At 68.6% G+C, this 23,139-nt stretch carries 20 protein-coding genes; 16 read left to right on the forward strand and 4 right to left on the reverse strand.

Features of this window, described 5'->3' with window-relative positions; genetic code table 11:
- The first annotated feature begins 116 nt into the window (after positions 1 to 116).
- The 8 genes from AB0H36_RS01025 to AB0H36_RS01060 all read left to right on the forward strand — a co-directional run bounded on the left by AB0H36_RS01025 (position 117) and on the right by AB0H36_RS01060 (position 9,194).
- Positions 117 to 1,265, forward strand: coding sequence for a DUF4185 domain-containing protein (locus AB0H36_RS01025; protein WP_360514320.1), 1,149 nt, complete (start codon positions 117 to 119; stop codon positions 1,263 to 1,265).
- A complete protein-coding gene (locus AB0H36_RS01030; protein ID WP_360514323.1) occupies positions 1,262 to 1,969 on the forward strand; it encodes an FCD domain-containing protein in 708 nt (235 codons plus the stop codon). The genes AB0H36_RS01025 and AB0H36_RS01030 overlap by 4 nt, the downstream gene beginning before the upstream one ends.
- A 16-nt stretch (positions 1,970 to 1,985) precedes the next feature.
- Positions 1,986 to 3,272 carry an extracellular solute-binding protein gene (locus tag AB0H36_RS01035; RefSeq protein WP_360514326.1) on the forward strand — a complete coding sequence of 429 codons (1,287 nt, stop codon included), beginning with the start codon at positions 1,986 to 1,988 and terminating at the stop codon, positions 3,270 to 3,272.
- Complete coding sequence (locus AB0H36_RS01040) at positions 3,269 to 4,198, forward strand: sugar ABC transporter permease (protein WP_360514329.1); 930 nt, start codon at positions 3,269 to 3,271, stop codon at positions 4,196 to 4,198. Before AB0H36_RS01035 ends, AB0H36_RS01040 begins: the two co-directional genes overlap by 4 nt.
- Positions 4,185 to 4,994 (forward strand): carbohydrate ABC transporter permease, encoded by an 810-nt coding sequence (locus AB0H36_RS01045; RefSeq protein WP_360514332.1) that lies wholly within the window; start codon positions 4,185 to 4,187, stop codon positions 4,992 to 4,994. The genes AB0H36_RS01040 and AB0H36_RS01045 overlap by 14 nt, the downstream gene beginning before the upstream one ends.
- 10 nt (positions 4,995 to 5,004) lie before the next feature.
- The gene (locus AB0H36_RS01050) at positions 5,005 to 5,829 is read left to right on the forward strand and encodes an SDR family oxidoreductase (RefSeq protein WP_360514335.1); all 825 of its coding nucleotides are present in this window, start codon (positions 5,005 to 5,007) and stop codon (positions 5,827 to 5,829) included.
- Positions 5,826 to 7,079 (forward strand): enolase C-terminal domain-like protein, encoded by a 1,254-nt coding sequence (locus tag AB0H36_RS01055; RefSeq protein WP_360514338.1) that lies wholly within the window; start codon positions 5,826 to 5,828, stop codon positions 7,077 to 7,079. The genes AB0H36_RS01050 and AB0H36_RS01055 overlap by 4 nt, the downstream gene beginning before the upstream one ends.
- Before the next feature lie 69 nt (positions 7,080 to 7,148).
- The gene (locus AB0H36_RS01060) at positions 7,149 to 9,194 is read left to right on the forward strand and encodes a hypothetical protein (RefSeq protein WP_360514341.1); all 2,046 of its coding nucleotides are present in this window, start codon (positions 7,149 to 7,151) and stop codon (positions 9,192 to 9,194) included.
- Positions 9,195 to 9,370: 176 nt separating this feature from the next.
- On the opposite strand, the gene AB0H36_RS01065 is transcribed toward AB0H36_RS01060, so the two are convergent.
- A complete protein-coding gene (locus tag AB0H36_RS01065) occupies positions 9,371 to 10,039 on the reverse strand; it encodes a GntR family transcriptional regulator (protein ID WP_360514344.1) in 669 nt (222 codons plus the stop codon).
- Positions 10,040 to 10,222: 183 nt separating this feature from the next.
- Between AB0H36_RS01065 and AB0H36_RS01070 the strand changes: the two genes are divergently transcribed.
- Both AB0H36_RS01070 and AB0H36_RS01075 read left to right on the forward strand, forming a co-directional pair.
- Positions 10,223 to 11,815 (forward strand): phage tail tip lysozyme, encoded by a 1,593-nt coding sequence (locus AB0H36_RS01070; RefSeq protein ID WP_360514347.1) that lies wholly within the window; start codon positions 10,223 to 10,225, stop codon positions 11,813 to 11,815.
- Positions 11,815 to 12,417 (forward strand): PEGA domain-containing protein, encoded by a 603-nt coding sequence (locus AB0H36_RS01075; protein WP_360514350.1) that lies wholly within the window; start codon positions 11,815 to 11,817, stop codon positions 12,415 to 12,417. The genes AB0H36_RS01070 and AB0H36_RS01075 overlap by 1 nt, the downstream gene beginning before the upstream one ends.
- A gap of 4 nt (positions 12,418 to 12,421) precedes the next feature.
- Here AB0H36_RS01075 and AB0H36_RS01080 read toward each other — a convergent pair whose 3' ends face one another.
- The gene (locus AB0H36_RS01080; RefSeq protein ID WP_360514353.1) at positions 12,422 to 13,294 is read right to left on the reverse strand and encodes an arginine deiminase family protein; all 873 of its coding nucleotides are present in this window, start codon (positions 13,292 to 13,294) and stop codon (positions 12,422 to 12,424) included.
- A gap of 186 nt (positions 13,295 to 13,480) precedes the next feature.
- Here AB0H36_RS01080 and hisC point away from each other — a divergent pair, with 186 nt between their 5' ends.
- Both hisC and AB0H36_RS01090 read left to right on the forward strand, forming a co-directional pair.
- On the forward strand, positions 13,481 to 14,560 hold the full coding sequence (gene hisC, locus AB0H36_RS01085) for a histidinol-phosphate transaminase (protein ID WP_360514356.1): 1,080 nt from the start codon (positions 13,481 to 13,483) through the stop codon (positions 14,558 to 14,560).
- Positions 14,557 to 15,273 (forward strand): SDR family NAD(P)-dependent oxidoreductase, encoded by a 717-nt coding sequence (locus AB0H36_RS01090; RefSeq protein ID WP_360514359.1) that lies wholly within the window; start codon positions 14,557 to 14,559, stop codon positions 15,271 to 15,273. The genes hisC and AB0H36_RS01090 overlap by 4 nt, the downstream gene beginning before the upstream one ends.
- A 450-nt stretch (positions 15,274 to 15,723) precedes the next feature.
- Here the strand turns inward: AB0H36_RS01090 and AB0H36_RS01095 are convergent, their stop codons facing one another.
- The gene (locus AB0H36_RS01095; RefSeq protein ID WP_360514362.1) at positions 15,724 to 16,320 is read right to left on the reverse strand and encodes a hypothetical protein; all 597 of its coding nucleotides are present in this window, start codon (positions 16,318 to 16,320) and stop codon (positions 15,724 to 15,726) included.
- Positions 16,321 to 16,826: 506 nt separating this feature from the next.
- Entirely contained in the window at positions 16,827 to 17,774 is a 948-nt protein-coding gene (locus tag AB0H36_RS01100; RefSeq protein WP_360514365.1) for an EamA family transporter, read from the reverse strand.
- 190 nt (positions 17,775 to 17,964) lie between these two features.
- On the opposite strand from AB0H36_RS01100, the gene AB0H36_RS01105 reads away from it, so the two are divergent.
- The 4 genes from AB0H36_RS01105 to AB0H36_RS01120 all read left to right on the forward strand — a co-directional run bounded on the left by AB0H36_RS01105 (position 17,965) and on the right by AB0H36_RS01120 (position 23,124).
- Entirely contained in the window at positions 17,965 to 19,164 is a 1,200-nt protein-coding gene (locus AB0H36_RS01105) for a phytase (protein ID WP_360514368.1), read from the forward strand.
- Between the two features lie 440 nt (positions 19,165 to 19,604).
- The gene (gene pdhA, locus AB0H36_RS01110) at positions 19,605 to 20,672 is read left to right on the forward strand and encodes a pyruvate dehydrogenase (acetyl-transferring) E1 component subunit alpha (protein WP_360515108.1); all 1,068 of its coding nucleotides are present in this window, start codon (positions 19,605 to 19,607) and stop codon (positions 20,670 to 20,672) included.
- A complete protein-coding gene (locus AB0H36_RS01115; protein ID WP_360514371.1) occupies positions 20,672 to 21,649 on the forward strand; it encodes an alpha-ketoacid dehydrogenase subunit beta in 978 nt (325 codons plus the stop codon). Before pdhA ends, AB0H36_RS01115 begins: the two co-directional genes overlap by 1 nt.
- The gene (locus tag AB0H36_RS01120) at positions 21,649 to 23,124 is read left to right on the forward strand and encodes a dihydrolipoamide acetyltransferase family protein (RefSeq protein WP_360514374.1); all 1,476 of its coding nucleotides are present in this window, start codon (positions 21,649 to 21,651) and stop codon (positions 23,122 to 23,124) included. The genes AB0H36_RS01115 and AB0H36_RS01120 overlap by 1 nt, the downstream gene beginning before the upstream one ends.
- Positions 23,125 to 23,139: the final 15 nt, after the last annotated feature.

Below are 23,139 nucleotides of genomic sequence, written 5' to 3' on the forward strand. Positions count from 1 at the left end.
GGTGGGTTCTCAAGGTGCATCAGAGGGCGAGGTCTTGACAGGCTAATGACCAAGTGATCAGATCACTTTCGTTCGTGCGGTGAATGACTGCCGGGAAACCGGGGCTGGGAGCCAAGATGTCACCACGTCGTTGGGTGTCTGCAGTAGCCGCACTGTCGCTGGCAGCGACGGCAGTTGGCGTGCCGGCGGCCGAGGCTGCCACTCCGGACGGGGCCGCCGAGTGCGACGCCGTACGGACCAACTGGACGGCGCAGGCGCAGCCGCATGCCGACCCGGAGGGTCAGCTCAACGCCTACAGCTACACCGGCAAGGGCTGGACCGGCGGCGACACCACCAACTCGGTCAAGCTCTCCGGCGGCCGGACCGTGTGGATCTTCTCCGACACGTTCCTCGGCCCGGTGAACCCCGACGGCAGTCGTCCGACCACGACGCCGTTCATCAACAACTCGTTCGTGGTTCAGCGGGGCAGCTCGCTGAAGACCGTCACCGGGGGTACGACGGTCAACCCGAAAGCGCTCGTACCACCGCCGGCCAACGGCTGGTACTGGTTCGGCGCAGCGCAGACCAGCGACGCGGGCCGCAACCTCGACGTCGTCGCCCTCCGGTTCGAGAAGACCGGTCCGGGACAGTGGGACTGGCGCTGGGCCAGCAACTACGTCGCCCGGTTCGACAGCAAGTCGCTGAAGCTCCGCAAGCTGATCCCGATCCCGTCCGCCGCCAACGTGCAGTGGTCGGCGTGGCTGCAACGGGACGGCGGCTACACCTACATCTACGGTGTCGAGGACCTGGGTGCGTCGAAGTACCAGCACGTGGCGCGGGTGCGCGGCGACGACCTCATCGGGAAGCCGTGGGAGTACTGGACCGGCAGCGGCTGGTCGGCGGACGAGACCGCCTCGGTGCGCGTGCTGGAGGGCGTCGCCAACGAGCACAGCGTGACCAGGTGGCGTGACGGCTACGTGCTGGTCACGCACGACACCACCGAGTTGTTCAGCAAGCGAGTCCTCGGGTACTTCTCCTGCTCGCCGACCGGTCCGTTCGTCAAGCCGGTCGAGCTCTATCAGACCCCGGAGACCGGTGCCGACGGCAGCTACCAGAACGCCAACATCATCACCTACAACTCCCACGACCACCCGGACCGGCGCCGCGGCAACGAGCTGCTGATCAGCTACAACGTCAACAGCCTGGACGCCAACACCGACCTGTACGCCGACGTGAGCATCTACCGGCCACGCTTCGTCGCCGTCACCCTGGCGGCAGCGCAATGAGCACGTCGGGTGGCGTCGTACGGCGGAGTCTGCTCGACGACCTGGCCGCGTCCATGCTGGCGCTGATCGCGGACCGCAAGCTGGCGTCGGGTGACCAGTTCGAGTCGGTCCGGTCGCTGGCCGACCGGTTCAAGGTCGCCGTACCGACGGTTCGGGAAGCGCTGCGACGGCTGGAAGCCACCGGTGCGGTCGAGCTGCGGCACGGGTCCGGTGTGTACGTCGGCCCGCACATCGGCCGCCTGGTCCTGCCGAACCCACTGGCACCGACCCCCTCGTCGGACCGCCTGATCGAGCTGCTGCAGGCCCGTGCCCTGATCGAACCGCCGGTGGCCGCCCTGGCCGCGCGCGTCCGGACCGAGGCCGCGTTGCAGCGGATGGACCGCGACCTCACCGCCGCGGCGGAGCTGATCGCCTCCGGCGACCACGCGCAGCTGGCCGAGGTCAACATGGACTTCCACCGCTCCCTCGCGCAGGCGTCCGGGAACGCGACGCTGGCCGAGGTGGTCGAGTCCGTGACCGTGGTCAACGTCCGCGAGCAGCTGGAGATCCTGCACATCCACGGCGACCGGCAGACCGACCTGGACGAGCACCGGGCCATCCACGCCGCCGTACTGGCCGGTGATCCCGAGCTGGCCGAACGCCTCACCCGCGAACACCTCGACGGAGTCCTTGCCGTCATCAACGACCGACTTCAGCAACCCTGAGCTGGAAGGACGCACCATGTCACGCATCACCAACCGCAAAGCACTGACCGCTCTGGCGGTGGCCGGCGCGCTCGTGCTGTCCGCCTGCGGGGGCGGTGGCGGCGGCACCGAGGCCGCCAAGGGCGAGGACAAGCCGGTCGACTCGCTGAAGTTCTACAACGACAAGGGCGGCTGGAAGGACGCCTTCGTCCAGGTCGGCGCGGCCAGCAAGAAGGACATCGGGGTCGGGATGGAGCCGGTCGGGTACTCCGACTCCAACACCTACACCGCGTTCATCCGGTCGTCGTTCCGGACCAAGGAGAAGGCGGACCTGTTCACCTGGCACACCGGCAAGGAGCTCGAGGACCTCGTCGACCAGAAGCTGGTCGCCGAGACCACCGACCAGTGGACCAAGGCGGTTGCCGACGGCAACGTGCCGGAGCAGCTCAAGCAGTACTTCACGTTTGACGGCAAGCAGTACTGCGTCCCGCTGAACGCCGGCTACTGGGTGATGTACTACAACAAGGCCGTCTTCAAGAAGGCCGGGATCACCGCGACCCCGAAGACCTGGGCCGACCTGGTGGCGGTCGCCGACAAGGTCAAGGCAGCCGGCGTGAAGCCGTTCTACCAGACCAACATCCTGTTCAGCTTCGTCTGGTTCGAGACGCTGCTGGCCGGCAAGGACCCGGACCTGTACGACGCCCTCGCGGCCGGCAAGGCGAAGTGGACCGACCCGGGTGTGGTCGAGGTGATGAACGACTGGAAGAAGATGATCGACGCCGGCTACTTCAGCGACCCGGGCTCGAAGACCGAGCCGCAGGCTCAGCTGAAGAACGGCGACGTGGCGATGATCAACTTCGGCACCTGGTTCAGCGGCAACCTGAACTCGCTGAAGATGAAGGCCGGCACCGACTACGACTTCTTCGTCATCCCGAACGTGAACCCGGCGCTGCCGAAGACGTCGATGATCTTCGAGACCGGCCCGGTGTGCTCGGCGGCTCAGAGCGAGCACACCTCGACGGTCAAGAAGTGGACCGAGTGGTGGGTCACTCCGGAGGCGCAGACCGCCTGGGCGAACTCCCGCGGCGACCTGTCCTTCAACCCGAAGGCCGAGGTCAAGGACCCGAGCCTGGCCGCGCTCAACAAGGACGTCGGTGGTGACGGGTACCGGCTGATCAACCGCTGGTTCGAGGCGACGCCGGTGCCGGTCGCGAACAAGGCGCTGGAGGTGTTCGGGGCGTTCGTCACCAAGCCGGGCGACCCGTTGCCGGGCCTTCAGAAGATCCAGGCCGAGGCGGACGCGTACTGGGCCAAGCAGAAGTGACCTCCACGATCGAGCGGCCCGCTGCCACCAAGCAGCGGGCCACCGCCCAGCAGTCAGCCCGGACGGGTGCGCGGGTCGCGCCCCTGTTCGGGCTGCCGGCTGCTGGTGTGGTCGCACTGCTGCTGTACCTGCCGTTCCTGTGGACGACGTACATCAGCTTCACCGACTACGACGGCCTGGCGTCGCCGGTCTGGTCCGGGCTGGCCAACTACAAGGCGATGTTCAGCGATCCCGACCTGGTGGGGGCGCTGGTCAACACGCTGCTGTGGGTCGCCGGCATGGTGACGCTCCCCGTGATGCTCGGGCTGCTGGTCGCCGTACTGACGTATGGGCACAAGTGGGGCACGTGGCTGCGGTTGCCGTTCCTGCTGCCGTACGCGATCTCCGGTGTGGCCGTCGGCGTCATCTGGGGCTTCGTGCTGCAGCCGGACGGCGCGCTCGGCCAGGCACTCGGGTTCTTCGGGCTGCCCGGTGAGCACACTGGCTGGCTGCAGGCCGGCCCGGGCAACACGCTGATGATGATCGTCGCGGTGACCTGGCAGGCGGCCGGTGTGAACGCGCTGCTGTTCGTCGTCGGTCTGCAGTCCATCCCGGCCGAGCCGCTCGAGGCTGCCCGGCTGGACGGCGCCGAGGGGTTCCGGCTGTTCCTGCACCACCTCTGGCCGCAGCTTCGGCCGATCACGACGGTCGTGATCGGGTTGTCGATCGTCGGCAGTCTCAAGACGTTCGATGTGGTGTGGGTGATGACCCAAGGCGGTCCTGGTACGTCGTCCGAGACGCTCGCACTCTCCATGTACAAGGAGACGTTCGTACTGAACGACTACGGGCAGGGCTCCGCGATCGCGTTGTTCCTGAGCCTGGTCACCTTCGCCGCGTCGATCCTGTACCTGCGCTACCAACTGGGGGACTCGCGTGAGCAAGGTTAGGACCGGAGTCCTCGTCGTCCTCGGGCTGCTGTGGCTCGCGCCCGTCTACCTGCTGATCGTCAACGCGTCCAAGGCCGTCGACGGGTACGACCCTGCGTCTGTGTGGAAGCCGGACGGGTTCGCCCTGTTCGCGAACTTCGCGGACGCGTGGAGTAAGGCCGCGCTGGGCGACACCCTGGTGGCGACGACGCTGTACAGCGTGGTGTCGCCGGTGCTCGCGGTGCTGATCGGCGCCGCGGCCGGCTACGCGATCGTCGTACTGCGGTTGCGCCACGGGTTCCTGTGGTTTGTGTTCATCTTCGGCGGGACGATCTTCCCGCTGCAGATGATCCTGATGCCGCTCTTCTCCGGGTACGCCGACTCCGGCCTCTACGACACCCGGCTCGGGATGGTGGTCGTCTACACCGCGATCAGCGTGCCGTTCTCGGCGTTCGTGATGCGCAACTTCTTCACCGGGATCGCGCGCAGCGTGTTCGAGGCCGCGGTGGTCGACGGCGGCGGGCTGTTCCGGATCTTCCGCAGCATCTACCTGCCGATGGCCGGGTCGGCGCTGGCGGCGATCTTCATCCTGCAGGCCACCTTCGTCTGGAACGACCTGCTGCTCGGCCTGACCTTGAGCCAGTCCGAGTCGGTCCGCCCGATCATGCCCGCCCTGACCGGCCTGCAGAGCACGTACGGCGGCGCCGCGCTGCCGACCGTGCTCGCGGGCGGCCTGCTGGTGTCACTGCCCACCGTCATCCTGTTCCTTGCCGCACAACGCTTCTTCTCCCGGGGCCTGGCCCTGGGTCAGTTCTGAAAGGACGCATATGCCACAGGCACCTGAGGACACCTTCGGTGTCGACGACAGCGCCGCCTCCGGCGGCGGGGTGGGGGGCCGTCGCACGGTTGTAGTCACCGGGGGAGCCGCGGGGATCGGCCGTGGTGCGGTCGAACGTTTCCATGCCGCGGGCGACGACGTCGTGGTGCTGGACCGGGATGCGGATGCCCTCGCGTCCCTCCAGGACGAGTTGGGGGTGCGGGGGATCGCCGTCGACGCCGGTGACCGGGCTGCCTTGGCAGGAGCTGCGGAGCAGTTGGACAGCGTGGACGTGCTGGTTTGCGCGGCTGGGGTGCAGCGGTACGGCACGGTGGTGGACACTCCGCATGCCGTCTACGACGAGGTGATGGCGATCAACGTCGGGGGCGTGTTCTTCGCGTGCCAGGCGTTCGTGCCGAAGCTCCCGCGTGGTGGCAGCATCGTAGTGGTCGCGTCCGTGCAGGCGTACGCGGCTCAGAAGAGCGTGGCGGCGTACTCGATGGGCAAGGGTGCGCTGCTGTCCCTGGTCCGGGCGATGGCTGTCGACCACGCTCCGGAGGGGATCCGGGTGAACGCGGTCTGTCCGGGATCCGTGGACACGCCGATGCTGCGGACGTCGGCCGCCCAGTTCGGTGGTGGGCGGTCGACGGACGAGGTGGTTGCCGAGTGGGGCCGCTCGCACCCGCTCGGCCGGGTGGCGACGCCTGGAGAAGTTGCCGAGGTCATCCATTTCCTGGCGTCTCCGGCGGCGGCTTTCGTGACCGGGGCGGACGTGAAGGTGGACGGCGGGCTGACCGCGGGGCTGGCCGTCGTACTGCCGGAGGACTCGAAGTGAGGATTGTCGACATCCGGGCCACTACCGTGACGATGCCGCTGGAGGCGCCGTTGCGGCACAGCAACGGCGCGCACTGGGGGCGCTTCGTGCGGACCGTGGTCGAGATCGAGGCCGACAACGGGCTGATCGGGCTGGGCGAGATGGGCGGTGGCGGGCAGAGCGCCGAGGCGGCTGTCGTCGGTCTCAAGCCCTATCTGGTCGGCCACGACCCCGCGCGTACCGAAGCTTTGCGCTGGATGCTCGCCAACCCGACCGCGAGTCTCTACAACAACCGGACGCAGCTGCTGGCCGCGGTCGAGTTCGCGTGTCTCGACCTGCAGGGCAAGCACCTCGGCGTGCCGGTGCACGAGCTGCTCGGTGGCAAGGTCCGCTCGAAGGTGCCGTTCGCGAGCTACCTGTTCTTCCGGCACGCGGCCGACGACGGGACCGGCGAGATCCGCACGGCGGAGCAGCTGGTCAAGCATGCGCGCGAGCTCGTCGACGAGCACGGGTTCAGCGTGCACAAGCTGAAGGGCGGCGTCTTCCCGCCGGACTACGAGCGCGAGTGCTTCCGGGCGCTGGCCGAGGCGTTCCCCGGGCACCGGGTCCGGTTCGACCCGAACGGCGCCTTCGGGGTCGAGGAGGCGATCCGGTTCGCCCGCGGTATCGAGGACCTCGACAACGACTACCTCGAGGACCCGACCTGGGGCCTGAACGGGATGCGCCGGGTCCGTTCGAAGACCTCGATCCCGCTGGCCACGAACACCGTCGTGGTGAACTTCGAGCAGCTCGCCGCGAACGTCCGCGACCCCGCCGTCGACGTGATCCTGCTCGACACCACGTTCTGGGGCGGCATCCGGCCGTGCATCAAGGCGGCCGGCGTCTGCGAGACGTTCCAGCTCGGCGTCGCCGTGCACTCCTCCGGCGAGCTCGGCATCCAGCTGGCCACGATGCTGCACCTGGGGGCCGTCGTACCGAACCTGTCCTTCGCGGCGGACGCGCACTACCACCACCTGCGCGACGACATCATTGCCGGCGGCAAGATTCCGTACGACGGCGGCGCGATCGCCGTAACGGACGGCCCCGGGCTCGGCGTCGAGCTGGACCGCGACAAACTCGCCGAGTACGCGGAGCTGTTCCACGAGCTCGGCCCCTACCCCTACGACCGGGACCCGGCCAGACCGGACTGGTACCCCCTGCTGCCGAACACCGATTGGGCCGACCCTGTGCCTTCGGCCGCGCCTCCGGCACGGCGTGTCATGGGGCCCTGACTCCCGGCCTTCCCTCGTCACTCCAGTCGCTTCGCTCCCTCCGCTCCTCAGTCCAGGCCGGGAGGCCCCATGACCACGACCATCCCGTCCAGCGCCGACCTCGCCAGCGACGTCTTGACCCACACGTACGACGACATGTTCAACCCGCCCGGGTTGACGAACTTCCTGGGCACCGCGCAGGTGGACCTGGACGTGTTCGCGATCCGCAGCGTGAACTTCCCGCCGTACTCGCATGGGGACTGCATCACCGGTCAGCTGTACGTGGACGGGCGGCTGGCCCGCTCGTACGGCGGCGTGGTCGAGGTGGTGTGGCGTCCTGACTGCGTGGTGCGCTCGACAGTGGTCGACGGGTTGACGCTGCGCACGACAACTGCCTGCGCTCCTGGTCGCCCCGCGGTCGTCGTGCAGCTCGAGGTGTCCGGTGCGGCCGGTCGCTCGGTCCGCCTCGGGTTTGCTTTGGACAGCACGGCGACCCGCTCGGGGAGCGGTTGGTTGAAGCCCGAGCCGCCGTCGGAACCGAACCCCCTGCGGATTGTCGACAATCGGGTTGTCGGCACGGGGGAGTCCGGGTCCGCGGTGAGCTTGCAGGGTGTCGACGTACCGGCCTCCGTGGGCCGGTCGATGCTTGAGGCAACTGTTGAGCTCGACGAGTCGGGGCGCGCGCGTCTTGGGTATGTGCACGTGCTGGCGGGCGATCTCGCTGAGGCGACATCTCATTACGACGCCTGTGTGGACGATGTGACGGCTGTCTTCGCTGCGGCGGAGACTGCGTGGGACAAGGCGCTGGCGGATGCGTTCGACCCGGCCGGTGACGGGTTCAGTGGGTCGCTGCCGATCCTGGAGACGTCGAACGAGGCGCTGCGGAAGCTGTACTGGTGGGGTGTGCTCGGTGTGGTGTGGTTCCGGCGCGACAACCCGGCCAGTGTGCTCGGGCGGACGTACGACACGCTGATGCCGCGGTACTGGCAGACCACGACCTTCATCTGGGACTACAGCCTGTCCTCGCTGACGCATGCTCTGCTGGACCCGGAGCCGATGCGGCGGCACATCGAGCACTGGATCGACCTCGACATCCACAAGCACTTCGGTACCGAGTGGCTGACCGGCGGTCCGGTCGGCTACTGGTACTCGGTCAACGACTTCGCCATGACCCGGCTGGTCCGCGACTACGTGCGCTTCACCGGGGACTCCGGCTTCCTGGACGCCGCTGTGGGCGACAAGCCGGTGGCGGAGCACCTGCACGACTGGGCGACCGCCTGGCGCGGTATGCGTGGCGAGCACGCGCTGGCGGACTACGGCGGCATCGACAATCTGCTGGAGTGCGTCAGCAGCTACGTGCACGAGGTGGCCAGCTTCAACGCCGCCAACATCTGGTGCCTGCGCGTCGCCGCTGAGGTCGCCGCACGCTCTGGCGACGACGACCGTGCCGAGCTGCTGCGCAAGGAGGCGGACGAGCAGGCAGGCCACGTCAACGAGCTGTACATCGAGGGCGCCGGGTTCTGGCACGCACGCCAGCCGGATGGCGCACTGGTCCCGGTTCGGCACTGCTACGACTTCAACATCGTGGGTACGACGATGGCGGCCGACCTCTCGCCGGAGCAGCGCAGCGAGATGGTCGCGTTCTTCCGGCGGGAGTTGCAGACGCCCACGTGGATGCGTGCGCTGTCGCCGTACGACGCGGATGCTGCCTTCAGCGTGCGGCCGGATCACCAGTGGAACGGCGCGTATCCGGCCTGGCCGGCGGATGCGGGGCGAGCGTTGTTCGCACTGGGTCGTGGTGACGTCTTGCTGGACTGGCTGCCGGGGCTGGCTCGTACGGCCAACCAGGGGCCGTGTGGTCAGGCGCACTTCGTGGAGGAGGCGGTGCCGGCGATGGCGGGTGGGGCGCGCAAGTCGCCGCCGCAGTTCCCTTACCTGATCGACTGGTCCTGCTCGTCCTCCGGCTCCTGGGTCAGCCTGATCTTGGAGGGCATCTTCGGCCTCGACATCGCCCTGGACGGCACCGTCACGGCGAACCCGCAGGTCAGCGCCCTAGACCCAGACGCCCGCCTGACAGGCCTCCGCATCGGCTCAACGACCTACGACATCACCGCCACCGGCCTGCTCCCCCGCTAGCGGTTGCCCACTGATGTGGGGGTTGCCCGCTGGGGTTTTGAGTGGGCAACCCCCGAGTTCGAGGGATGCCCGCTGAGGTGTGGGGTTGTCGCTCTGGGCTGGGGGTTGCCGACTGAGATGGGGGGTTGCCCGCTGGGAATTTGAGGGGGCAACCCCTCGGATTGGGGGGCGAGCTGTTAGGTGGGAGGGGTTGCGATCGCTTCGAGGAGGGACTCTTGGGCGCCGGCTAGGTGGCGGCTGAGTTCCTCGACGCACTCGTCTAGCTCGCCGCGTTCGAGCAGGCGGACGAGCTTGCGGTGTGAGGCGACCTGCTGCCGGGCGTCCTGGCGGAGCGCGTCCACGCGGGCCAGCGCGAGCCGCGCCTCGCCAGTGATCGCGTCGGCGGTCGCGATCAGCCGCTCGCTGCCGGTCAGCGCGACCAGGCTGCGGTGGATGGCCAGGTGCGTCTCGGTCATCGCCTCCGGGTCGGCGCCGTCCTTGGCGGTCGCGGCGAACGTCCGCATCGCCTCCCGGACCCGCTCCCGCGCTGCCTCGTCGGCGTCGAACCAGGCCCGGATCCCGGCCGACTCCAGTACGAACCGGGCCCGGCAGATGTCGGCCACCGCCTCCGGGTGCAGGATCGCGACGCTGACGCCCTTGTTCGGCTCCCGGATCGCGAGACCCTCGGTGACCAGCATCGTCATCGCCTCGCGAACGGTGCTCCGGGCAACACCCAGCGCCTCGGCGAGCGGTTGCTCGCGCAACGGCGTACCAGGCTCCAGGTCGCCGGCGAAGAGGGCAGCGCGCAGCGCGTCGACCACCCGGTCCACCGTGGTCGAGCGATCCACCCGCAGCCGTTCGTACATGGGGAGATTCTCGTCCAGTCAAGGTCCGTTGTCGCGCGCGACCCGGCGTCCGCGCCCGACCCGCCGCCCAACCTGTGGATAACTCCCGACATGGTGACCTTGTTTTCGGGCAGCATCTTCCCCAGTGGCCGCCCCTCTCCGCGATCCGCCGCGGAGGGCCACTGAGCCAGCGAGGAGCCGACCGTGGGTGACAGCAAAGCACTGCCGATCCTCGGCGGCGTCATGCTGGTGCTGGTCCTGCCGCTGATCATCGTGGTCGCGCTGATCGTCGGCGGCCTGGCCAGCATGGACACCGCGGCGGCCCAGTGCGTGCCGTCCGATACCGAGGGCGCCACCTTCGCGTGGCCGACCGACCGGCACGAGATCGACCAGGGCTGGTCGGATCCCGACTCCGAGGGCAACAGCCACTCCGGGATCGACTTCGAGATCGAGGAGGGCAAGAAGGTCTACGCCGGCGAGGACGGCGAGATCGTCTCCACGGCCGACCGCCAGATCCGGATCAAGCACGACCGGGGCGTCGAGACCCGGTACAAGTACCTGAAGGACATCTCGGTCCGGAACGGGCAGACGGTCAAGCGGGGCGACCCGATCGGCACCGTCGGCTCCGAGGACGAAAGTACTCCGGGCCTGACCGGCGCCCACCTGCACTTCGAGCTGTGGATCGACAAGGAAAATAACGGCGACCTGGTCAACACCAAGCCCGAGGAAGACAACCTGTTCGGCGACGAGACCGGAGCCGACAGCGGCGGGTGCGGCTGCAGCGGCCTGGTCGGGTCGAACAACCAGCAGAAGGCGTTCAACTACTTCGCCTCGAACGGCTACACCAAGGAGCAGGCCGCCGGGATCGTCGGCAACATGATCCACGAGTCCGGCGTGGAGCCCGGCCGGAAGGAGGGCACCGCACCGGGCACGGTGACCAACCCGTCGGACGTGGTCACCTTCTCCGGCGGCTGGGGCATCGTCCAGTGGACGCCGGCCGGCAAGATGATCAACCCGTCCCGCCAGGCCGGCATCGACGACGCCGTGATCGCCTCGCTGGAGTACCAGCTCGAGTTCCTCAAGAAGCAGCTGGCCGGCGAGACCGCGATCCCGGAAGAGCACGCCGGCGACATGCTCAAGCAGGCGCGGTCGGTCGAGGACGCCGCGGTCGCCTTCGGCCGGTACTACGAACGCTTCCTGGGCTCCGACAACCTCAACCACGAGCGGTACACCCAGCGCAAGACCGCGGCCCGCGAGGTGCTGGAGACGTTCGGCGGGACCGCGCCGTCCGACGACGGCGGCGGCTGCGCGGGCAACGGCGACATCGTGCAGACCGCCCTCCAACTCGCCTGGGACACCCCGAACCACGGTCACAACCCCAAGCCGATCAACCCGACCTACGAGCAGGCGGTGCGCGACCACAACGGCTCGTCCGGTGAGGACGTGCTGACCGACTGCGGCGTGTTCGTGGCGACGGTGATGCGGATGAGTGGTGCGGACCCGGACTACGCCCCGCGCGGGACGACCGCCCAGCTGGCCTACCTGCGCAACTCCGGGAAGTACGACCTGTTCGACAACTTCACCAACGAGGGCCAGCTGAAGCCCGGCGACATCTTCATCATCGACGGTCACACCTACCTGTACACCGGGAACTACGAGGGCGGCGACGGGCGCACGTACAACGCGGCGTCGGCGTCGTTGTACGGTCACGTGCCGGAGGCCTCGCACGTGTACTTCTCCGACAGCCGCGGCCACTACACGGTGGCCCGGCTCAAGCAATCTGGAGCTTCGGACTGATGGATGAGAACCGGCGGCTGTTCGTGCTGAGTGGCACGGTGGTCGTGATCGCGCTGATCGTGCTCGGTGGGATCCTGCTGTTCCGCGGCAACCCCGAGCACACGCTCACCGTGAAGTCGATCCCGAACGACCTGACCCTCACCGTGGACGGCAAGCAGGTCCCGGCCAACGGCGAGATCAAGCTGAAGGAAGGCAAGCACACGCTCACCGGCGAGCGGCGTGGCTTCCAGTCCTACACCCAGACGGTCGAGATCAGCGAGGACTCGCAGTACAAGATGTACCTGTTCTCCAACAGCGCGGAGGGCCGCGCCTGGGAGAAGCAGCACCCGGGCGAGCAGCTGGAGGCCGAGGCCGAGTCCGGCCGCCGCTTCGACGAGCTCAACCGCCGCCTCGCTGCCAAGTACCCGATCCTCCAGGAGCTCCCGTACATCGGCCCCGGCTTCACCATCAACCAGGGCATCTCGCAGGCCCACCCCGGCGACCCCGAGTACCTGGCCTTCTACATCAAGATCACCGACTCCGAAGGCCAGAAGAAGGCCCTCGAGTGGCTGACCGGCCACGGCTACGAGCCCGAGAAACTCGAGCTCATCTACACGAAGTAGGCGGTCAGGCGGGGAGGATGAGCTCCCCGCCGGGGGCGGTGGCTGGGGTCAGGTCGAAGTCAAGGGGGTTGGTCAGGCAGCGGGCGGAGCCGCCGCCTTTGTGGAACTCGGTGAGGTCGAGGACGACCACCCGCAGCCCCAGGCCGGTCAGGATGTCGTGCAGGCGCGGTGAGCAGGCCGGCATGATGATCGTCTCGTTCACGACGATCGAGTTGCCGCTGAACGCGAACGCCTCGTCATCGGTGAGCACGATCGGGTCCGGCACGATCCGGAACAGTTCCGCCTGGCTCTCCGTGTCGAACGCCGGCGGGTAGATCATCGCGTGGGTGCTGTCGACCGGGCAGAACGGCAGGTCGAGGTGGTACATCCCCTCGTGGGTGATCCGCAGCCCGCGGACCCGGATGCCCCACTCGGCCGCCAGCCGCTTGAGCGCACCGAGCTCGGTCCGCGGCCCGTACCCGACGACCAGGCTGTCGCCGTACACGAACGCGTCCCCGGACTCGAAGTGCGCCCCGACGCCACCCGATCCGGTCTGGTCCAGGGTGAACCCGTGCCCGACGAACCAGTCAGCCGCGGTCAGCGACTCCTTCCGCCGCGGCTCGAACCGCATGTGCGAGAGCATCGCCCGCCCGTCCGCGGTCGCCAGGCCGAGGTTCATCGCGTACACCATGTCCGGCGAGTCCGGCCGCTGCGCGAGCACCTCGACCGCGCCGCCGGCGTCGACGATCGCCTGCCGCAGCGAGTCCCACTGCTTCAGCGTCAGCTCGGGGTCCGGCTGGTCGTGCGTGGACATGTAGGGATTGATCACGTAGTCGATCCGGAAGTGGTCCGGGCGGACCATCAGATACCGGCGACCCCACCCCAGCGACTGACCCATGAGCACTCCCTCCAACCCGCGTCCGGACGGCCGCGGCACCTGAGATCTTTTGACAGATCCCCTGATTGTCCGACAATCCGTCAGTGTGCAGTCCGGATCGCCGGGAGTCAAACGTCCGGTCGTGGGGTGGGCCAGACCACGTCCGGGAGGGTGGTTCGGGAGTGGGGTTGGAGCTAGCCTGCGGACATGAGCGCAGAGGATGTGGTGCGGTTCCGGGCGTGCCTGGACGACGTCGCGGCTTACAAGCCCGGCCGTCCGCCGGCCCGGACCGACGACCGGCCGACCTACAAGCTGTCGAGCAACGAGAACCCGTACCCGCCGCTGCCCGGCGTCCTCGCCGCCGCCACCGAGGCCGCGGGCCAGATGAACCGCTACCCCGACATGGGCGCGGTCGACCTGCTCGAGGCGCTCTCGGCGCGGTTCGGCGTACCGGCGAGTGACCTTGCCGTGGCGACCGGGTCCGTCGCGCTGCTCTACCACCTGCTGCAGGCCTCGTGCTCGGAGGGTGACGAGGTCGTCTACGCCTGGCGCTCGTTCGAGGCGTACCCGATCGCGGTCCAGCTGACCGGCGCGACGTCGGTCCAGGTGCCGCTGACCGACGACGCGCGGCACGACTTCAAGGCGATGGAGGCCGCGCTCACCGAGCGGACCAAGGTCGTCCTCGTCTGTACGCCGAACAACCCGACCGGACCGGTCGTACGGCGTGACGAGCTGCTCGCGTTCCTGGACGCTGTACCGTCGAACGTCCTGGTCGTGATCGACGAGGCGTACCGCGAGTTCGTCCGCGAGCCCGACGTGATCGACGGCATCGACCTGTACCGCGACCGGCCGAACGTCGTCGTACTCCGGACCTTCTCCAAGGCGTACGGCCTGGCCGGCTTCCGGGTCGGGTACGCCGTCGCGCACCCGCCGGTGGTGTCGGCGATCCGCAAGTGCGCCCTGCCGTTCGGGGTCAGCCACGTCGCGCAGGTCGCGGCGATCGCGTCGCTGGCCGCGGAGGAGGAGCTGCTCGAGCGGGTCGACGCGCTGGTGACCGAGCGCACCCGGGTCGTCGACGAGCTCCGTGCCGCCGGCTGGGACGGCCCCGAGACGCACGCGAACTTCGTCTGGATGCCTCTCGGCGACGACACCGTCGCGTTCGCGGAGGCGGTCCAGGCCGAGGGTGTCTCGGTCCGGCCGTTCCCGGGTGACGGCGCACGGGTCACCATCGGCGAACGCGAGGCGAACGACCTGTTCCTGTCCGTCGCCCGCGCCTGGCGCCAGTGACCTCGCTGATCTGGATCTCGGGAGCGTCAGCCGGGATCGGCGCGGCCCTGGCCGCAACGGTCCCGTACGACGACGCGCGCGTGATCGACGTGTCCCGCAGTGGCGGTGGTCCCGCGGAACACTTCAAGGCCGACCTGTCGGACCCGGCCAACTGGGCTCGTGTCGCGGAGCACTTCGTTGACGAGTTGGCCGGGTACAACGGCGACCGCGTGGTGTTCATCCACAACGCCGGAACGATCTCGCCGATCGGGCCGGCGGCCGCTGTCGACGGATCCGACTACACCCGCGCGGTCCTGCTGAACTCCGCTGCGCCGCAGGTCCTGGGACAGGCGTTCCTCCAGGCAACCGCCGGGCTGACGTGCGAGCGCCATCTCGTCCTGCTGTCGTCCGGCGCGGCGACGACGGCCTATGCAGGCTGGTCGTCGTACAACGCCGGCAAGGCGGCCGTCGAGCACTGGGTCCGCACGGTAGGCGCCGAACAGCCCGACACCGGCGGCTGCCGCGTCATCGCAGTAGCCCCCGGCGTAGTCGACACCGCCATGCAGTCCGAGATCCGCTCGACCCCCGAGCAGGCCTTCCCCGCAGTAGCCCGCTTCCACCACCTCAAGGAGACCGGAGCCCTAACCACCCCGACAGACGCCGCCACCGGCATCTGGTCCCTGCTGAACCGACACCTCCCCAACGGCACCTGCGTCGACCTGAGAAACCTGTAGTTGTCCCCACGCGCCCGCTCCCATCCACCCTTTGGTGCGCGCTATCGCGCTTCAGATGGCGGTGGTTCCGGCGGCACCCCGGGACCGGAGGCACTCTCTGGTGGGCTTGCACACGAAATAACCTGTGGCATGCCCACGGTTCCTGCGTGACCGACCGGTTGCTCGCACCACAGACGCCGGCACCCGGCGGAACGTGGCTGCTGCGGTCGCATCTTCGCGGTAGCCGCGACGAAGGAGCGGCTGCATAGCACGCGTGGGAAGGATCCTCAGCACGCGTGGGGGAGATTCCTCGGATGAAAGATCTGCGCCCGGCCCGCGCTGGGACGGGGCCGGGCGGGGGGCGGCGCCGGGAGGAGTGAGGCTTGCTCCCGGCGCCGCGGGTGGTGCTGCCGAATCAGTCACCCCACCGAGGTGACTCGTTCGGGTCCTGCATCACTGACCAGGGAGGGGTCAGTTGTTCTGCTCGGACTCCTGCTCGCAGGTCTTCAGCGAGTCGATGGAGTTGCCGTCGTTGTCCAGGCCCAGGATGCCGCTCAGGTTGGTGATCGGCACGTTGCCGCCGATGCCAGTGGCCGAGAACTCGTTGTGGCAGGCCTGGAACGGGCCAACGTTGTTGTTGCTCACTGAGACCAGACCGTCCGAGTCGGCCTTGTACCACTTCTTGTTGTTCTGCTCGCTGTCCTGCTCACAGGTCTTGACGGCGGTCACGCTGTTGCCGTCGTTGCCCCAGCCGACGATACCGACGACGTCGCTCACCGGCACGTTGCCGCCGATGCCGGTGCCGGAACCGAAGTTGTGGCAGGCCTGGAACGGACCGACGTTGTTGTCGTCGACGGCGACGAGCGAGCCGTCCTTCTTGACCCAGTGCCAGCTCGGGCCGCCCTTGCCGTAGCCCTTGCTGGCCACGGACGCGGCGTCGGCCAGGCCGGTGCCCTGAGCCTTCTGGGTGGCGTCGTCGAGAACGTTCGCGCTCACAACGGTGGCCAGGCCCAGCGTGGCGACGGTCGCCACGGCCGCGGCAGCGGCGATCTTGCGAGTTACCTGCATTATGCCAGGTTTCCTTTCGGGTTTGACGGATTCGTCTTAGTGGTAACGACACCTGACGGGGCCGGTTACAAACTTTTTCGTCAACTATTTGATCCACGGGGGGCCCTCATAGCCGTCGCGTGATGACTTCGCTGACGAGGCAACGAACCCGCCCTGACCAGGCAACTTGCCGGTAACCAGGTGCGGTTGGAGGCATCCTCACTTTTGCCGGCGACCGCCCGTAACCGATGCCGGTGTCCGTCGTTGAGTGTGCGCGGGTGACGGATGAAACCCGGTGATTCGGAAGATTGTTGTCGGTGGGCTCGGTGGTCGCCGAATTGGCAATACCATGATGAATCGGAATATCGTTGGAACCATTGCCGGAGTTTCGCGCCGTGTTTTTTCGGGGCATGGCGTCGGCCGGCAACAAGGTCCCGCTGCCGCGCGCATCGGCAGCGGTGGGAGACCCGGGTCCTCAGGGGCCCGGGTTCTTCCTTGTCAGGAGCCGATGACGGCAGCCCCGACGGTCAGGACGTCGTACGCGGCCGCCGCTCGGCCGTCACCACCAGGGCCACCCCGATGATGATCACGCCGCCCCCGAACAGGATCTGCCAGGTCACGTGCTCGTCGAGGATCAGCCACCCGAGCAGTACGGCGACAGCCGGGTTCACGTACGCGTAGGTCCCGATCAGCGAGATCGGCGCGTTCGCCAGTAGATAGCTGTACGCCGTGTACGCCAGCAGCGACCCGAATGCGACCAGATACCCCAGCGCGATCCACCCCGAGCCGTCGATCCGGTCCATGTGCAGCCGGCCCGGCTCGCCCCGCAGTACGCCGAGCAACACCATCGCCGCACCGCCGAAGAGCATCTCGTAGAGCGCCGCCACCAGCGGATCGCGCGGCAGACCGAGCTGCGGCGAGAACCGTGAGCCCGTCGCCCAGCAGATCGTGCCGACGACCAGGATCGCCACCGATAGCGGCTTCGCACTCGTGTTGCCACCTGACAACGCGAGCAGTGCGACACCAGCGAAGCCGATCAGTACGCCGACCCACGTCAGCGCCCGCGGTCGATCCCCACCGCCGACACGCAGCAGCATCAGCCACAGCGGGATCGCGGCGACCAGCAGTGCGGCCAGCCCGGAGGGCACAGTCTGCTCCGCGATCGCGACCGCGCCGTTGCCGAAGGCAAGCAGCAGCAGACCGACCACGGCCGCGCCGAGCGCCTCCTGCTTGCTCACCCGCAGCCGTCGCCAGCCCGACTTCAGGCCCAGGAACGCCGCCAGCAGGAGGCCGGCCACCAGGAACCGGGCGGCCATCCCGAGCATCGGCGGGATCTCTGCCTCGACGACCACCCGGATCCCGAGGTACGTCGAACCCCAGACGACGTACACGACCGCCAGGGCAGACCAGATCATCGCCGTTGACGCCTGGCGCCCACCGGTCTCGGGCAGTACGGCGGCGGAAGCGGAGGCCATCCTCGTCCTCACTGTCAGGGGTGTAATGCCTAAACGATAATTACGGGTCATGGCCGGCGCAAGGCGGTTTCCGGCCAGCAATCCGCTGTTTCCCGCCACGCCATCGGGGCCCGGCAAGGTGCCCCGTGGTGCCGACAGTGCGTGCCAACAGTGCGTGCCAACAGTGCGTGCCGACAGTGAGGAGAGTGGGATGCGGGTCGCCGGTGTGGTGATTGGTGCGCTGGTCGTGACGCTGGGTGTCCAGCCGGCGTACGCGAGTGAGCTTCCGAAGGTGGCCGCGGCGGCCGAGACCGCGCCGAACTGGGACGACGACGCGGGCGGCAACGCCAACGCGGACGACCCGGCCATCTGGATCGACAGCAAGCACCCCGAGCGCAGCGTCGTACTCGGCACGCTGAAGAACGGCGGGCTGACCGTCTTCGACCTCACCGGCAAGGAGGTGCAGCGGTTCGCCACGCCGCCGGCGCCCGCGCCGGGGCAGGAGCCTGGCCGGTTCAACAACGTCGACCTCGTCGGCAACCTGGCTGTCGTTACCGACCGTGGCCGGGACCAGCTCCGGACGTACGCCGTGAAGGCCGGCCGGCTCACCGACGTGACCAGCGCCGACGCGCCACTCGTGTTCAGCAAGGACACCGAGGAGGTCCAGGAGCAGCGGACCGCGTACGGCCTGGCCGCGACCGTGGTCAAGGGTCAGCCGGTCGTCGCGGTGACCCGGCGCAGCGAGACCCGGGTCGGCTTCTTCCGGCTGGTCCCGGACGGCAAGGGCAAGGTCACCTACCTCCCGATCACGAAGGTCGACCTGCCGAGCAGCTTCAAGCTGTCCGACGGCAGCATCTGGAGCCCCTGCGAGGAGCCGGGGGACCGGCCGCAGCTCGAGGGCATGGTGTTCGACCGCACCACGAACGACCTGTACGCCGCCCAGGAGGACGTCGGCGTCTGGCGGATCCCGCTGAACGGGAAGCCGGAGCTGCTCGAGAAGGTGCGCGAGTTCGGTCAGCCGGCCGCGTACGACGAGGAGACCGAGGAGTGCGAGCCGACCGGTCCGGTCAGCGCTGACGCCGGGAAGCACCTGAGCGCGGACGCCGAGGGGCTGACGATCGCCTACCGGCACGGCGTACGGACCCTCTACGCGTCCAGCCAGGGTGACTCGACGTTCGCGATCTACCGGATGGAGGGGCGCCGGCTGGTTTATCGCGCCGGCTTCCAGGTGGCGGACGGGCCGCGGACGGACGGCGTACAACACAGTGACGGTGCGGCAGTGACGACCGAGCCGCTCGGGCCGCTGTTTCCGCATGGCCTGTTCGCTGTGCATGACGGCGAGAACACGCCGGGTGACGGCGACCGCGAAGGCACCAACTTCAAGCTCGTCCGACTCGAAAAGCTCCCGTAATCGGTACCCAGTTGTGACACATCTCGCATCGTTCGCCGATCGACTGTCACAAGCGGGAAGATGTGACCAGTTGATGGACTGGTGTCTCAGCCGGGGACCAGTTTCGGTACCGCCGTACCCGCGAGCGTCCAGACAGTTAGCGGATCAGGCAACTGCTGGGTACGGTGTCCGGCAAGTAGTGCAGCCAGTGAGGCCGGTGAGGAGGTCTACTGGTAGTAGAGACAGTGCATCAACCCCTGGATCCACGCGGTCCTGCCTGCGAAGCCTCACCCGGCTGAAGGGCCGGCCCCCGTGCAACGTTGCGGTCGCGGCGATCCCGCGCTCGAACCCGAGGAGTGCATGTGAGTGAGTCGGTGCCGGGGAGTGCCCCGGAAGTGTTCGCGCCGCACGAGGCGCCGGTCAGTCCGCCCCAGGCCTCCGAGGAGGTCGAGTTCGTCCAGCTGCTGACGCCCGAAGGTGAGCGCGTCGAGCACCCGGACTACGCGTTCGACCTGGACGACGAGGCGATCAAGGGCTTCTACCGGGACATGGTCCTGGTCCGCCGGATCGACACCGAGGCGACCGCCCTGCAGCGGCAGGGTGAGCTCGGAATCTGGGCGTCACTGCTCGGCCAGGAGGCCGCGCAGATCGGCTCCGGCCGCGCCCTCAACAGCAAGGACATGGTCTTCCCGACCTACCGCGAGCACGGCGTCGCCTGGTGCCAGGGCGTCGACCCGCTGCGGCTGCTCGGCCTGTTCCGCGGCGTCGACCAGGGCGCCTGGGACCCGCGTGACAACAACTTCCACCTGTACACGATCGTGATCGGCGCCCAGACGCTGCACGCGACCGGGTACGCGATGGGCCAGCAGCGCGACCACGCGATCGGCGACGCCGAGAGCGGCGAGGCGACGATCGCGTACTTCGGCGACGGCGCCAGCAGCCAGGGCGACGTGAACGAGGCCTTCATCTGGGCCTCGGTGTTCAACGCCCCGGTCGTGTTCTTCTGCCAGAACAACCAGTGGGCCATCTCCGAGCCGATCGACCGGCAGACCCGGATCCCGCTCTACCAGCGCGCGGCCGGCTTCGGCTTCCCGGGCGTCCGCGTCGACGGCAACGACGTACTCGCGACGTACGCCGTCACCCAGCAGGCGCTGAAGCGGGCCCGCGAGGGCAGCGGCCCGACCCTGGTCGAGGCCTACACGTACCGGATGGGCGCCCACACCACCTCCGACGACCCGACCAAGTACCGGCTGAACGAGGACCTCGAGCACTGGAAGCTCAAGGACCCGATCGCCCGGGTCCGCGCGTACCTGACCCGCTCGGCCGCGGTCGACGTGGCGTGGTTCGACGAGATCGACACCGAGGCGGACAAGATCGCCGCCGAGCTCCGGGCCGGCTGCCTGTCCATGCCGGATCCGGACCTGACCGACTTCTTCGACCACGTGTACGTCGAGCAGACCGCACAGCTGGCCGAGCAGAAGCAGCAGTACGCCGCGTACGCCGCCTCGTTCGAAGGGGAGGGTCACTGATGGCGAAGATCAGCCTCGGCAAGGGCATCAACATGGGCCTGCGGGCGGCGATGGAGGCCGACCCGAAGGTCGTCGTGATGGGCGAGGACATCGGCAAGCTCGGTGGTGTCTTCCGGGTCACCGAAGGGCTGCAGAAGGACTTCGGCGAGGACCGGGTGATCGACACCCCGCTGGCCGAGTCCGGCATCATCGGCACCGCGGTCGGCCTGGCGCTGCGCGGGTACCGGCCGGTCTGCGAGATCCAGTTCGACGGGTTCGTCTTCCCGGGGTACGACCAGATCATCAACCAGGTCGCGAAGATGCACTACCGGTCGCTCGGCAAGATCAAGATGCCGGTCGTCATCCGGATCCCGTTCGGCGGCGGCATCGGCGCGGTCGAGCACCACTCGGAGTCGCCGGAGTCGCTGTTCGCGCACGTGGCCGGCCTCAAGGTCGTCTCCTGCGGCGACCCGGTGGACGCGTACTGGATGATCCAGCAGGCGATCTCCTCCGACGACCCGGTCGTCTTCTTCGAGCCGAAGCGCCGGTACCACGAGAAGGCCGAGCTGGACGAGACCGTGCCGCCGGCGCTGCCGCTGCACCAGGCGAAGACGGTCCGCGAGGGCACCGACGCGACGCTGTTCTGCTGGGGCCCGATGGTGAAGACCAGCCTGCAGGCGGCCGAGGCCGCCGTCGAGGACGGCCGGAGCCTGGAGGTCATCGACCTGCGCACGATCTCGCCGCTGGACCTGCCGGCGATCTTCGCGTCGGTCAAGAAGACCCGGCGGGCGGTCGTGGTGCACGAGGCGCCGTACACGCTCGGCCCGGGCGCGGAGCTCGCGGCCCGGATCACCGAGGAGTGCTTCTACCACCTCGAGGCGCCGGTGCTGCGGGTGGCCGGGTTCGACACCCCGTACCCGCCGTCGCGGATGGAGGAGGAGTACCTGCCCGACCTGGACCGGGTGCTCGACGGGGTCGACCGGGTGATGGGGTACTGATGGGCATCCAGCAGTTCCGCCTCCCCGACGTCGGCGAAGGCCTGGTCGAGGCCGAGATCGTCAGCTGGAAGGTCAAGCCGGGCGACACGGTCAAGCTGAACGACACCGTGGTGGAGATCGAGACGGCGAAGTCGCTGGTCGAGCTCCCGGTGCCGTTCGCCGGCACCGTCACCGAGCTCCTGGTCCCCGAGGGCGAGACGATCCCGGTCGGTACGCCGATCATCGCCGTCCAGACCGAGTCCGTCGCCGGTGACGAGGGCCAGCTGGCCGACGACATGGTGCCCGCCATTCCGGACGAGCCCGAGGCCGGCAAGATCGGCGGCGAAGCCCCCGGCGGCCGCACCGCCGTCCTGGTCGGCTACGGCCCCCGAACCACAGAAGCCAAACGCCGCCCCCGCAAGGGCGCACCCGCACCCTCCGCCAGCTCAGCTCCGGCTGCTGCTGCCACGGCGCCACCCACGCCCGCTGCGCCAGTCGGCGCTGCGCCCGGCACCGCGCCGGGTGCCCTCGCCACCAGCGCCGCAGGCGCCGCCTCGGCACCCGTCGTCCCCTCGCCCGTTGCTGAAGGCAACGGGGTTGCAGGTGCCGTGCACGTGTTGGCCAAGCCTCCGGTGCGGAAGCTCGCCAAGGATCTGGGCATCGACCTCGCAGCTGTGACCGCCACCGGAGCCGGGGGCATCATCACGCGGGCTGATGTCGAGGCATACGCGTCCGGCGCGCAGGCGGCGGAGCCCGTGGTTGCTCCGGTGGTGGAGGCTGCTCCGGTGGTGTCCGCGCAGGGTGACACGCGGGTGCCGATCAAGGGTGTGCAGAAGGTGATGGCGCAGGCGATGGTAGCCAGCGCGTTCACGGCGCCTCATGTGACCGAGTGGATCACCGTCGACGTCAGCGAGACCATGGCGCTGGTCGAGCGGCTGAAGGGCGACAAGGCGTTCCGCGACCTCAAGGTGTCGCCGTTGCTGGTGGTCGCGAAGGCGGTCGTCCTGGCGGCTCGCCGTACGCCGATCGTCAACGCGGCCTGGGACGAGCAGGCGCAGGAGATCGTCTACAAGGGCTCGATGAACCTCGGCATCGCCGCGGCCACCCCGCGCGGCCTGATCGTGCCGAACATCAAGAGCGCCGACTCGCTCACCCTGCCCGACCTGTGCCGCGCGCTGAACGACCTGGTCGCGACCGCGCGCGAGGGCAAGACCTCGCCGGCCGACCAGGCGGGCGGCTCGTTCACGATCACCAACGTGGGCGTGTTCGGGGTCGACGCCGGGACGCCGATCATCAACCCGGGCGAGGCTGCGATCCTCGCGTTCGGCGCGGTGCGCAAGCAGCCGTGGGTGGTTGACGACGAGATCGTCCCGCGCTGGATCACCACGCTCGCGCTGTCCTTCGACCACCGCATGATCGACGGCGAGAAGGGCTCCACCTTCCTCGCCGACGTCGCCGGCATCCTCGAGGACCCAGCCCGCGCCCTGATGTTCTGACGCAAACACCAAGGC

It is taken from the genome of Kribbella sp. NPDC050820, assembly GCF_040653975.1.
Classification (GTDB): Bacteria; Actinomycetota; Actinomycetes; order Propionibacteriales; family Kribbellaceae; genus Kribbella.